The organism is Blautia sp. HCP3S3_G3 (assembly GCF_052063365.1).
In the GTDB taxonomy this organism is placed as follows: domain Bacteria; phylum Bacillota; class Clostridia; order Lachnospirales; family Lachnospiraceae; genus Blautia_A.
The window spans coordinates 22,969-35,629 of record NZ_JBQHXR010000016.1; the positions used below are offsets into that span (position 1 = coordinate 22,969).

Below are 12,661 nucleotides of genomic sequence, written 5' to 3' on the forward strand. Positions count from 1 at the left end.
TATAGCACATATACCAGCAAAAAGGAAGAGGGTATTTATTATCTTATCGGATTTCATAATTTGTACAATTGACCGCTCTGATTTCAGAATCTTCTTCCATAAAAAAACTCCTGTCAGACAGATTTGTCTGTTTCGGATTTCCTTTCTCTTATCTTCTCTTATTTCTTCTTATCATAACATAAGCCGCTCCCAAAAAGCAACCATATGTTCGTTTTTCTTTTTTCAACTTCAAAATTGCAATATCCGCTGTTTCCTGTTATAATGGTCAGCAGTGATTAATTATGTGTAATTGAGGAGGAAATTCCATGGAACAGATTAAGATTCCTGTCGGCTACCAGTCAGATTTAAATCTGCATGATACCCAGGTAGCCATCAAGACAGTGAAAGACTTTTTTCAGCAGACACTGGCACAGAAACTGAATCTTCTGCGCGTTTCCGCACCGATTTTTGTTGCCCCTTCCACCGGTCTCAATGATAACCTGAATGGTGTGGAGCGCCCTGTCAGCTTTGACATCAGGGGACAGGAAGAAAATGCAGAGATCGTGCATTCCCTTGCCAAATGGAAGCGCTACGCACTGAAAAAATACGGTTTCTCTCACGGAGAGGGATTATATACCGATATGGTGGCTATCCGCCGGGATGAAGATGTAGACAACATTCATTCCATCTATGTAGACCAGTGGGACTGGGAAAAAATCATCTCCAAAGAAGAGCGCACAATGGAGACCCTGATCAACACTGTCCGTGCCATCTACAGTGTTCTTCGCAAAACAGAGAAATATATGGCAGTCCAGTATGATTATATCGAGGAAATCCTTCCCCGTGAGATTGCCTTTGTTTCTACCCAGGAACTGGTAGACATGTATCCGGACTGCACCCCGAAGGAACGGGAATACAAGATCGTCAAAGAAAAAGGTGCTGTTTTCCTGATGCAGGTAGGCAAGACCCTGAGCAACGGAGAACGTCACGACGGGCGCGCCCCGGACTACGATGACTGGGAACTCAATGGAGATATTCTGGTTTATTATCCGGTTCTGGATATTGCTCTGGAGCTCTCTTCCATGGGAATCCGCGTGGATGAAGAAGCACTGGATCGCCAGCTTGCCAGTGCAGGCTGCGATGACAGACGGGAGCTTGATTTCCAGAAAGCCATCCTGAATAAAGAACTGCCATACACGATTGGAGGCGGTATCGGACAGTCCCGAATCTGTATGTTCTTCCTTCGCAAAGCTCATATCGGAGAAGTACACGCTTCTCTCTGGCCGAAAGAAGTCATGAAAGAAGCTGCTGCAAATGGAGTCCAGCTTCTCTAACTTCTGCAGCGTCTGATGTTCACCGCTGGAGTGTGTTTGAAAATTGCTTTCATCGGAGAAGAGCCAGATTGTTCTGTCTTCACAATTTTTTCAGAATTTTAATAATCTGTTTTATTGAAATTGCCCAGACTGCATGATATCATAGGAATTGAAAAACAGCAGATCAAATATATGAGGTAATAAACGTGAACATATTATTTTTTTTAACACCGAAAAGTGAAGTTGCATACATTTTTGAAGATGAAACACTGAGACAGACTTTAGAGAAAATGGAACACCGGAAGTTTTCCTGTATTCCGATTCTGAGTATGGACGGCAAATACACCGGCACCATTTCGGAAGGAGATCTTTTATGGGGAATTAAGAGACTGGATCTCCAGGATATCAAATCCATGGAATCCATCCCGATCATGGCTATTCCCCGCAGAGCCACCTATAAGCCGGTGCATGTAAACTCTGACATGGAAGACCTTCTGGACCGCGCCATTAATCAGAATTACGTCCCGGTTGTTGATGATAACGGTTATTTCATCGGTATCATCACCCGTAAGGAAATTATCAAATATTGCTACAAAGAGCTTAAGAAATTATCATCCGATGATAAAACAGAAAAAGAACTGTGAGAAAGAATCCTGCCCGGATAACTTTTCCATATCATAGGAAAAAGCAAGGAACTTTTCTGTGATATAAATAAATAAGCCGGAACTCAAATATGCGCCAGAGGTTTCCACCCCTGACGCATATTTTTTAATCCGGTATTACCGGAATTGCTCCTTTTGGAATCGGGCAGGTATATCCTGCTCTTGTCCGTTTTTCAAATTCTTCTCTTGCTTCTTTCAGAAGTTCCGGTCTGGTAAGCAGATCAATAGCTGCTGCTGCCAGAACCTTTCCCGCATGAATCGCAGCTTTTTTCCCAATTTCCGTTCCATCACAGGACACGTTCTGCCAACTGTGTCCCGGACATCCATTCGGCCACGAAGCTACATGAATCTGAGCAGTAGGTACAAGCCAGCTCACATCTCCCACATCCGTAGACCCTGCCTTAAAGGCTTCCCCCTGATACAGCGGAGCCAGAAATTCATTCATGGCATGACCGTTTTTCTTCCGCAGTTCATGCACCTCTTCCCGAAGATCCGGATCAAATTCCGCAGCTACCCCAGGCAGATATTCCTCTGAAGAATATGTCATGGCAAGTTTATCTGCAAAATCATGTTCTTCCGAAGTGTAGGACGGTACTCCGATTTCCCGGAAATTCTCATAAAGTACACGTTCCAGTGCAAAATTGCTCACCGTATCAGCAAGTCCATCTATAAACTTCTTTTCAAACGAAGTCTCTGTCATCAGAGCAGCACCCTCAGCAATTTTATCTACCCGTTTTTCCAGCTCAATCGCTTCCGCAACATGATTGGAACGGATCATATACAAAACAGAAGCCCTTGGCTGCACCACATTCGGGCTGCACCCGCCGGTATCTGTAATTGCATAATGAATTCTCGCCTTATCACTCATATGTTCTCTGAGGAACTGAACACCGATGTTCATCAGTTCCACTGCATCCAAAGCGCTTCTCCCCATCTCCGGCGCACCTGCCGCATGAGAGGCAATTCCCTGAAATTTATACTGAACCTGGATACAGGAATTGGATGATCCGGTAGCCACCTCATTGACATCTTCCGGATGCCAGGTGAGTGCGGCATCCAGTTTCTTCCATACACCGTCACGTGCCATAAATGCCTTTGAAGCCGCTCCTTCTTCCCCTGGACAGCCATAGAGAATCACCGTTCCCTCTTCCGGATGATCCTCAAGATAAGCCTTAATCCCAAGGGCTGCCGCAAGGGCTCCTGCACCGAGAAGATTATGTCCGCATCCGTGTCCGCTGCCGCCGGGTACAAGTTCTTCTCTTTCAAGACTTCCCGCTTTCTGAGAAAGACCGGACAGTGCATCGTACTCTGCAAGGATTCCAATTACCGGCCTTCCGCTTCCGTATGAAGCAGAAAATGCCGTTTCGATGTCCGATACCTTTTCTTCTACCTGAAATCCTTCTTTTTTTAATATTTCACAATAATAAGCTGCTGATTTTGTTTCCTGAAGAGAAAGCTCTGCATACTCCCAGACTTTATCCGCTGCACTGCGGATCAGATCTGCTTTTTCCTCAATGGCTTCCAGTGCCCGCTCTTTTTCTTTTGTCATTTCATTCTGTCTCCCTACAATACCTTTGAGAGAAAATCCTGAAGTCTCAGATTCTTCGGATGTTCAAAAATATCTTCCGGAGTCCCTTCCTCCAGTAATTTTCCCTGATCCATAAATAATACGCGATTTCCCACTTCACGGGCAAACCCCATCTCATGAGTCACGCATACCATCGTCATTCCTTCTCTTGCAAGCTCTTTCATAACATCCAGAACTTCTCCCACCATTTCCGGGTCCAGAGCAGATGTCGGTTCGTCAAAAAGCATTACCTGCGGTTCCATAGCAAGTGCCCGCACAATGGCAACACGCTGTTTCTGTCCGCCGGAAAGCTGGATCGGATAAGCAGATGCCCTGTCTCCCAGGCCGACACGTTCCAGCAGAGCCAGAGCTTTTTTCTCAGCCTCTGCTCTGTCCATCCCCTTTACCTTTACCGGAGCCAGCACCATATTATCCAGAATTGTCATATGAGGAAACAGATTAAAATGCTGAAATACCATTCCCATTTTCTGTCTGAGCTGATCAATATTCAGTTTCACTGTTTTTCCACTGGCATCTTTGTATTTTTTCTTAGTAATATCGATTCCATCAAACATGATCGAACCACCGGTCGGTTCTTCAAGAAGATTCAGACTTCTCAAAAACGTGGACTTTCCAGATCCGGAAGGTCCGATGACTACGACCACATCTCCCTGATAAATGTTGGTAGTCACACCATCCAGAGCCTTGATGGCGCCCATGTTGTAATGTTTTTTCAAATCAGTTACCTGAATCAGACTATCTCTTGTCGCCACGGCTCATTCTCCTTTCAAAATATGCAATTACTTTCGAAGTCGGGAAACACAGGCAGAAATAAATTGCCGTTGCTACCAGAAGCGGTTCAATAATCACAAAAGTCGCTCCCTTTACTGCATTTACTGCAGACATGATATCCTGAACACCTATCGTATAGGTAATTGCTGATTCTTTGATAATAACAACAAATTCATTGGCAATCGCAGGCAGAATATTCTTCAGTGCCTGTGGGAGTATGATATAACGCAGGTTCTGTACCTGAGAAAGCCCCAGAGAACGTGCAGCTTCTGTCTGTCCTCCATCAATAGACTGAACTCCGGAACGGATAATTTCACAAAGATAAGCTCCGGAATTCATGCCAAGAGCTACCACTCCCGGAAAGAAACGGTCAAATTTAATAAATCCGAACACCTGAAAACTCGGCAGTTCAATCAATCCGAACACACCATAATAAATAATAAAAATCTGCACCAGCACAGGAGTAGATCTCAGAATTTCCACATATGCTGTAGCAATAAAATTCAGAGGATTAAATCTGCTGACCAATTCCAGGAATCCCCCCTGTCTCTCATGTCCGTTCTTATCAATCCCAAGAAAACGAAGTGGACGGAAGTTCGAAAGACGCATCAGCGCCAGAATCAATGCCAGACAAAATCCGATCGCAACCGTAAATAACGACAGAAGTATGGTAACCAGCATACCCTGCCGAAATAATTGGGCATAGGGAAGGATTTTGGAAAAATTACTGAATTTGATAAACGAATCCATAAATGACTCCTCTCTGCATTTTGATTACGTTCCTATCCGAAACAGGAACATGGCTATGACTGTTCAACAGGGAGCCGCCGCACTTTTCCCGTTCATGCAGCAAGCTCCCTGCTCAATTGCTATTAAACCTTATTCAGTTTATAAACTGCTTTTATTCTTCAGCTGTTTCCTCAGCTACATCTTCAGCAGCTTCTTCCGGAACGCTGTTCTCATCATCCAGAAGTCCTTCGTATTTCTCGCCTGCTGCAAGAGCATTTGCTTCCGCAATAAAATCATCCATCGTTCCATCTTCCAGAGCAGCAGCGATTGCTTCATTTACCACTTTCAGAAGCGCTTCATTTCCTTTATTTACACCAACTGCAGATCCTTCCACTTCATATGGAACATCTGCTACGATTTCCAGTTCCGGATAGTTTTTCTGATAGCTTTCTGCTACAGCAGTTTCGATAAATGCCGCATCCAGTTTGCCTGCGATCAGCTCGGAAATCAGATCTGTTACCTTAGGAAGCGCAACGATGTCTGCATCCGGAGTATTTTCATTTGCCAGATCCATCTGGATGGAACCAATCTGCGCACCAACAGATACGTCAGAATTGTTGCATGCCTCAATAGAGTTATAGGTTTCTGCATTGTCTTTAATTGTTACAAGAGACTGACCGCCTTTGTAATAAATATCAGAAAAAGCCATTGCATCTTCACGTGCCGGATCTGGAGAAAGTCCTGCTAATCCAATATCCACAGAGCCATTGGCAAGTTCTGTCAGAACACCGTCAAAATCCATTGGAACTACTTCCAGTTCCAGTCCTGCATAATCAGCAATATACTGTGCAAGTGACAGGTCAAATCCTGCAAGTGTCGGATTTCCATCTTCATCGATAGAATAGAATTCATATGGAGCAAAATCCGGGCTCGTTGCCACAGTAAGCTTTCCTTCTGTAACCGTTGTCAGATCAGCTGCTGCTTCTTCGGCAAATACTGCTGTAGAGCTGAATGCCATACATGCAGCCAGACTAAGTGCAAGTAATCCTTTTTTCATAGATATCCTCCTTTTTCATATTTCCGTCATCCAGAAATATGCATAAATATTAAATGGTATTCATTATTTTTACATTATAACGGATTTCTCAAATTATGCAAGATGTATTTCTGTTATTTACATACAAATTTCGACGTCTTCTACCGTATCTTCGCCAAAATTTCATTCTTCCTGTCAAATCTGTTGCATAATAAACCAGTTTTTTTTATAATAAAAGGAAGGAACATGTGTGAGCTACAGGATGAGGAAATGAGACAGGGAGGGTTTTTATGGGAATGAATCAGACACCGGCAGCTGAACGGGTACATATCAGCTTTTTTGGAAAGCGTAATGCCGGCAAATCCAGCGTAATCAACGCTGTTACCGGTCAGAATCTGGCAATTGTGTCAGATGTTAAGGGCACTACCACGGACCCCGTTTATAAGACAATGGAACTTCTTCCGCTGGGACCGGTCATGGTCGTGGATACCCCCGGCATTGACGACAGCGGGGAACTTGGTTCTCTTCGCGTCAAAAAGAGCTATCAGGTCCTGAACAAAACAGATATCGCAGTTCTGGTAATAGACGGCACTCTCGGCAAAACACCCGAGGAAGAGGAACTGATCGCCAGATTCCAGGCAAAAGGCATCTCTTATCTGATTGTATATAACAAACTGGATCTCATGCCCCAGGAACAGCAGGCGGAACTTGCCGCATCTGCAAGTCTTTCTTCAAACTCCGATAATTGCGGACGGGAAATCTGGGTGAGTGCAGAAACGCACACCAATATTCAGGAACTGAAAGAGATCATCGCTTCTCTGAAACCGGAAGATACGCATAAATATCCAATTATTACGGACCTTATCCATCCTCTCGATCTGGTGATCCTGGTCGTTCCCATTGACAAGGCAGCGCCGAAAGGCCGTCTGATCCTGCCGCAGCAGCAGACGATCCGCGCGATTCTGGAATCCGGAGCATCTTCTCTCGTGGTAAGGGATACAGAATTAAAAGCCACACTGGATCTTCTGATTACCAAAGGAATCAAACCGTCCATGGTCATTACTGACAGCCAGGCCTTTGCCCGTGTATCCAAAGACACACCTGATGACATCACTCTGACCTCTTTTTCCATCCTTTTTGCCAGATACAAGGGAGATCTGGAAACCTCTGTCCGCGGGGTTGCAGCGCTGGATTCCATTCAGGACGGTGATAAGATCCTGATCGCAGAAGGCTGTACCCATCACCGCCAGTGCGATGATATCGGCACATTCAAAATGCCTAACTGGATCCGCCAGTATACCGGCAAAGAACCTGTTTTTGAATTTACTTCCGGCACAGAATTTCCCGATGATGTGAGTTCCTATAAGCTGGTCGTTCACTGCGGCGGCTGTATGCTGAACGAACGTGAAATGAAATACCGCATTGCCTGCTGCTGTGATCAGAATGTTCCTATCACAAATTATGGAATTCTTATCGCACAGGTAACCGGCATTCTCAGGCGCAGCCTGGAACCATTCCCGGAAATTCTGAAATTACTGAACTGACCGATTTCACATAATCAGCAAACCGCAATTTTTTCAGAATGCACACATTTTGGTAACATTTATTCTATATAATGGGAAAATGTTCCGGAAGAGGGGAACGCAGAATCTGCCCTGAGCGACAGCACACATTCTGCAAAAGTATAAATAATACCGGCAATGTCAGTCTTTTCAGATCATTCATAAAACTGCCGGACTTTTAAGGAGGAATTACAATGAAATTTACCAAAATGCATGGGATCGGAAACGATTACGTATATGTCAACTGTTTTCAGGAAACTGTTAAAAATCCATCAGAGGTTGCCAAATTCGTCAGTGACCGTCATTTCGGCATCGGTTCTGACGGGCTGATTCTCATCAAACCGTCAGATATTGCAGACTGCGAAATGGATATGTACAATCTGGACGGCTCACAGGGAGCCATGTGCGGCAACGGTATCCGCTGCGTGGCCAAATATGCCTACGATTACGGTATCGTGGACAAAACCAGCATCAGCGTTGCAACCAGAAGCGGCATCAAATACCTGGATCTCACGATAAAAGACGGCAAAGTCTCCATGGTAAAAGTCAATATGGGATCACCGATCCTTACAGCTTCCCAGATCCCGGTTGTCGCAGAAACAGAACAGGTCATTGACGCCCCTATAGATGTCGACGGAAACACCTACCATATGACTGCTGTTTCCATGGGAAATCCTCATGCGATCATCTATATGGACGAAATCGACAATCTGGATCTCGAAAAAATAGGGCCATCTTTCGAAAACCACCTTGTATTCCCGGACAGAGTCAATACCGAATTTGTAAAAGTTCTTGACCGTCATACGGTTCAGATGCGTGTCTGGGAAAGAGGTTCCGGAGAAACACTTGCCTGCGGAACCGGTGCCTGCGCAGTTGCGGTTGCTTCCATCCTGAACGGTCATGTGGATGGTGACAAACCGGTCACAGTAAAACTTCTCGGCGGTGATCTGCAGATTTTCTGGGATCAGGCAGAAAACCTGGTTTATATGACAGGCCCGGCTGCTACTGTTTTTGACGGGGAAATCGACCTTGCTTTCCTTGGGGAATAAAAGATTTTCAAATACATAGACAAAAAGAAAAAAGACAAGTTCCCGCGCTTGTCTTTTTTCTTTCACATGGCATCATGCCACTATTTCCAATATCCTCTCTGCCACGAACACTGCCGCACATGCACACAATGCCACTGTCAGCAGGCTTTTTTCTTTATATGCCGCGATCAGCGCCACGGCAAACCCGACCACAGCCGAAATCACACTTGACGTCGAAAAAAGAATGGCCGGAAATGTCATTGCTGCCAAACATGCATAGGGAACATAATACAAAAACGACTTTACAAAAGGACTGGTGATTTCTCTGCGAAATAATACCAGCGGAAGCATACGAATCAGATAGGTAACCCCTGCCATCACCAGAATATATACATAAATATTATGACTCATGAGCGTTTTCCTCCTCTTTTACCGGACAGATCAGGGCAGCGATTCCTGCCACCACTACCGTTGTAATAATGATCACAAAACCGGAAGAGACCTTCTTCAATACCGGAACTACCGCAAACAGGCTGCTCACTGCCATGGCTCCGATCACAACACCCAGTACAGCCCGGTTTTTCTTGGCCGTAGGAATGATCACTGCCAGAAACATTCCGTAAATAGCAACACTCAGTGCACTAACCATAAATGCCGGAAGCAGATTTCCCGAAATACCTCCTGCGATAGTTCCCAGTGTCCAGCCGGGTATTGCCACACACATGGCGCCATAATTATACCAGGGGCTGATTTTTCCCTCCTGACTTGCACTGACTCCAAAAATCTCATCTGTCACACCGAATGCCACCACAAATCGGTGTGCCCACGGCACATCTCTGCGCAGTTTCTGTGCCAGAGAAAACGACATCAGGCAATACCGGAGATTAATGATCAGCTGTGTCAGCGCCATTTCCCAATAGGATCCGGATGCCAGTATGATATCCAGTCCCGCAAACTGCCCTGCGGAAGTAAGATTGGTCAGCGAGATCAAAGCGGCCTGCCAGGTGCTCATTCCTCCGGAAACCGCCATCATACCAAATGTAAACGATACTGCAAAATAGCCAAGTCCGATCGGGACTCCATCCTTCAGTCCTCGTCGAAAGCTTACGATATCCATAAAACTTCTCCCTCCATCATTTCATACACCGGTTTCAAAGCAGCTGCATCAAATAACCGGCAAACCGATGTATCCGATTTCCTCATTTGTTCTTTCATGGCAGAATTCCATTTATCCTGTCATTTCAGACTTCTTTTATTCTATCACTGCATCCTGACAACTTCAACCAGAATTCTCAGAGCTTTTGATTAGAACTGTATTATGAAGATTCTATATGTTTTTGGAGAATTTTACCCGTCTTCTACAAATCTGTGGTATGATGAATTTATTACAAGCACTGGAGGAATCACATGAGAGACAGCTATATCACACAGCGGGAGGGAAAGCCCGTTGACCACTATGAACTTACCTGTGAAAATTGGCGCAATAAATTTCTGGAAATGGATCAGGAAGAACTGATCCGGCGCTTTTCTCTGGAAGCCGACGAGAAAGCACTGTATATCCCCTATTTTTCACAGATCTACCGTATTGACCGCACAACCGGTATGACCACACTTACAGACGATCCGGAAAAGCGCCTGAAATTCAATACAATTATCACCATCTACAACCTGTTTTATTATGCCAAACCCCAGGCAAAGGTCTGCGGAACCTTTGTTCCGTTTCGCCATGTCAAACGCGCGGCCCCCTTTGATCCTACCTTTCAGCGAACCATTCTGAAACCACTGGCTCAAACATTCAACGGGCATATACAGGAACTGGAAAAAGCCTGTCTGGCACTCCATGGAACCCCCATTTCCCAGGGGGATGTGGGGTATGTTATTCATGCATTCCCCTGGATGCCTCTGACGGTTATTTTCTGGGATGGAGACGAGGAATTTGACGCTCAGGCCAACATGCTTTTTGATGCGGAGATTACGGATTTCCTTCATGAAGAAACCGTTGTATGCGTTGCTTCTGACTTTGCAAGACGTCTTGGCGAAGAATCCGGAATCGGAAACATCGACCATCTGATGGGCGGGGATATCCGGTAAAACAAAAGATTGCTCAGTTAAAAAGAATCCTGCTCTGCAGGATTCTCCGACTGCGGCGGATTGCTTTCGCAATATAATTCCTCTCCGCCGCAGAGCGATGCACTGAACAATCCGCTTTATTTCACAAGCTCATCCACACTGTCTATAGCTTTAAATCCATTATTCCTGAGAATACTTTCTGTAAGAAAGATCTCATCTGAATGCAGAATCACAACCGGAATCTGATTGGTTCTGTGATAGGAGGTATAAATATAATCTAGACTGATATTGCTCTCACCGACTACATTCAGAATCTCATCCAGCCCTCCGACTTCATCCTTCACATTTACTGCGATTACATTGGTAATACGGTTGATAAAACCATCTTCTGTAAGAACTTTTTCTGCTTTTTCCGCATCACTGGATACCATACGGAAAAGGGCAAATTCCGGTGCATCAAAACATGCAAATCCATAAATGTCAATTTTTTCTCCTGCCAGAATTTCTGTCACTTTCCGAAGGCTTCCTGCCTTATTTTCCACAAAAACAATATTCTGTTTGATCATAATTTTTCTCCTCTTTTCTACTTATTCACTTTTTCCTGTAAATATCGTATTCCGCTCCAGATAATACTACCACGATACCCATGATTCCGCAAGAATCTATGCGCCGCATCTGTCAGAAAGCAATTTTCCCATACGCTCTGGAAACACTGCTGTTCACTCCGTTCCCATGAACTGTAATCTTGAAACTCTACTTTTTTTCAGTTATACTTAATGAAAACGCCGATTTATGTTTCAGGAGGATTCCCATGATTATTGATTTTCACACACATATTTTTCCGGATAAAGTTGCTGCCAAAGCAATTCCCAATCTCTCTTCCATTATCCATCTGCCCCCCAGTATGAATGGTACCGTAGACGGACTGCGGGCTTCCATGGAGCAGGGGGGAATTGACGTCAGCGTTGTCCTCCCCATTGTTACAGACCCGCATCAGTTTGACTCCATTTTCCGTTTCGCCGTCCATGTAAATGAAACTTATGCAGACATTCCAGGACCGAAACTAATTTCCCTGGCAAGCCTCCATCCCCTGTCTGAGCACTATAAAGACCAGCTTCAACAGATCAAAAACGAAGGTTTCCGGGGTATCAAACTTCATCCCAATTACCAGGGACTTCACTTTGATGATATCCATTACATGCGGATCATTGACAAAGCATCGGAACTCGGCCTTTCCATTCTTACTCATGCCGGTTACGATCCCTACACCCCTGAAGAAGAGTTCTGTTCTCCTGACATGATTCTCCATGTTCTGGATGAAGTTGCTCCGCCCAGACTGATCCTCGCCCATATGGGAGCTAATGAAAATTACCGCGAAGCAGAAGAAAAACTTTGCGGCAGGCCTGTATATCTGGATACTGCCTATTCTCTCATGCATATGCCGGAGGAACAGTTTGTCCGTATGGTCCATCTTCACGGAGCAGAACGGATTCTGTTCGGAACGGATACCCCATGGACCAGCCAGAAAGAATGCGTCGAACGCCTGCAGTCTTTCACCGGACTTTCCCAGGTGGAAAAAGACCTGATTTTCTCGGGCAATGCCCAGTTTCTCCTGATGTAAATGTCTGAAGAGAAATCATAAACATTGAGCTTATTTTCAAACACGTTCTATCCTGTAACGATTTTAACTAGAAAATTGCGATGAATAAGGACAATTCCTTACCAATGTATGTTACATACTCTGATTTAATTCAGATTGGAATATTCATTGTTGCCCTTGTTGGATTGTGTTACACGGTTTTCAAGGGGAAACGAAAATAGCCGCCATTACTGCGAATAATGACGGCTGACCTTATAAGAGGTTGATGCTTTAGTATTCGGGGTAAGCCGCTTTTCTGGCTTTCCCTTTTATATTTTCAATAT

14 protein-coding genes are annotated in these 12,661 nt (G+C 44.8%); 7 read left to right on the forward strand and 7 right to left on the reverse strand.

The features are described from left to right. The first annotated feature begins 305 nt into the window (after positions 1–305). Together asnA and ACTNEW_RS12225 are read left to right on the forward strand one after the other, a co-directional pair. Positions 306–1,313 (forward strand): aspartate--ammonia ligase, encoded by a 1,008-nt coding sequence (gene asnA, locus ACTNEW_RS12220; protein WP_441061367.1) that lies wholly within the window; start codon positions 306–308, stop codon positions 1,311–1,313. A 185-nt stretch (positions 1,314–1,498) separates the two neighbouring features. Continuing rightward, positions 1,499–1,936, forward strand: coding sequence for a CBS domain-containing protein (locus ACTNEW_RS12225; RefSeq protein WP_441061370.1), 438 nt, complete (start codon positions 1,499–1,501; stop codon positions 1,934–1,936). Positions 1,937–2,060: 124 nt separating this feature from the next. On the opposite strand, the gene ACTNEW_RS12230 is transcribed toward ACTNEW_RS12225, so the two are convergent. The 4 genes from ACTNEW_RS12230 to ACTNEW_RS12245 form a co-directional block, all read right to left on the reverse strand. Beyond that, complete coding sequence (locus tag ACTNEW_RS12230) at positions 2,061–3,503, reverse strand: M20 family metallopeptidase (protein ID WP_441061372.1); 1,443 nt, start codon at positions 3,501–3,503, stop codon at positions 2,061–2,063. A gap of 14 nt (positions 3,504–3,517) precedes the next feature. Then, positions 3,518–4,240 carry an amino acid ABC transporter ATP-binding protein gene (locus tag ACTNEW_RS12235; RefSeq protein WP_441061463.1) on the reverse strand — a complete coding sequence of 241 codons (723 nt, stop codon included), beginning with the start codon at positions 4,238–4,240 and terminating at the stop codon, positions 3,518–3,520. Positions 4,241–4,277: 37 nt separating this feature from the next. Beyond that, entirely contained in the window at positions 4,278–5,063 is a 786-nt protein-coding gene (locus ACTNEW_RS12240; protein ID WP_441061374.1) for an amino acid ABC transporter permease, read from the reverse strand. 151 nt (positions 5,064–5,214) lie between these two features. After that, positions 5,215–6,099: a transporter substrate-binding domain-containing protein gene (locus ACTNEW_RS12245; RefSeq protein ID WP_441061377.1), complete on the reverse strand. Its 885-nt coding sequence runs from the start codon at positions 6,097–6,099 to the stop codon at positions 5,215–5,217. Between the two features lie 269 nt (positions 6,100–6,368). On the opposite strand from ACTNEW_RS12245, the gene hydF reads away from it, so the two are divergent. Together hydF and dapF are read left to right on the forward strand one after the other, a co-directional pair. Beyond that, positions 6,369–7,622, forward strand: coding sequence for a [FeFe] hydrogenase H-cluster maturation GTPase HydF (gene hydF, locus ACTNEW_RS12250; protein WP_441061380.1), 1,254 nt, complete (start codon positions 6,369–6,371; stop codon positions 7,620–7,622). Between the two features lie 212 nt (positions 7,623–7,834). Further along, a complete protein-coding gene (dapF, locus tag ACTNEW_RS12255) occupies positions 7,835–8,689 on the forward strand; it encodes a diaminopimelate epimerase (RefSeq protein ID WP_441061383.1) in 855 nt (284 codons plus the stop codon). 72 nt (positions 8,690–8,761) lie between these two features. Here dapF and ACTNEW_RS12260 read toward each other — a convergent pair whose 3' ends face one another. Continuing rightward, on the reverse strand, positions 8,762–9,079 hold the full coding sequence (locus ACTNEW_RS12260) for an AzlD domain-containing protein (protein WP_441061385.1): 318 nt from the start codon (positions 9,077–9,079) through the stop codon (positions 8,762–8,764). Beyond that, positions 9,069–9,785, reverse strand: a complete 717-nt coding sequence (locus ACTNEW_RS12265; RefSeq protein WP_441061388.1) for an AzlC family ABC transporter permease — start codon at positions 9,783–9,785, stop codon at positions 9,069–9,071. Before ACTNEW_RS12265 ends, ACTNEW_RS12260 begins: the two co-directional genes overlap by 11 nt. A 290-nt stretch (positions 9,786–10,075) precedes the next feature. Here ACTNEW_RS12265 and ACTNEW_RS12270 point away from each other — a divergent pair, with 290 nt between their 5' ends. Then, on the forward strand, positions 10,076–10,759 hold the full coding sequence (locus tag ACTNEW_RS12270) for a DUF3786 domain-containing protein (RefSeq protein WP_441061390.1): 684 nt from the start codon (positions 10,076–10,078) through the stop codon (positions 10,757–10,759). 116 nt (positions 10,760–10,875) lie between these two features. Here ACTNEW_RS12270 and ACTNEW_RS12275 read toward each other — a convergent pair whose 3' ends face one another. Further along, positions 10,876–11,304, reverse strand: a complete 429-nt coding sequence (locus ACTNEW_RS12275; RefSeq protein ID WP_441061393.1) for an amino acid-binding protein — start codon at positions 11,302–11,304, stop codon at positions 10,876–10,878. 245 nt (positions 11,305–11,549) lie between these two features. Between ACTNEW_RS12275 and ACTNEW_RS12280 the strand changes: the two genes are divergently transcribed. Both ACTNEW_RS12280 and ACTNEW_RS12285 read left to right on the forward strand, forming a co-directional pair. Next, positions 11,550–12,359, forward strand: a complete 810-nt coding sequence (locus tag ACTNEW_RS12280) for an amidohydrolase family protein (protein WP_441061395.1) — start codon at positions 11,550–11,552, stop codon at positions 12,357–12,359. Positions 12,360–12,463: 104 nt separating this feature from the next. Beyond that, a complete protein-coding gene (locus ACTNEW_RS12285) occupies positions 12,464–12,559 on the forward strand; it encodes a putative holin-like toxin (RefSeq protein ID WP_441061467.1) in 96 nt (31 codons plus the stop codon). Positions 12,560–12,661: the final 102 nt, after the last annotated feature.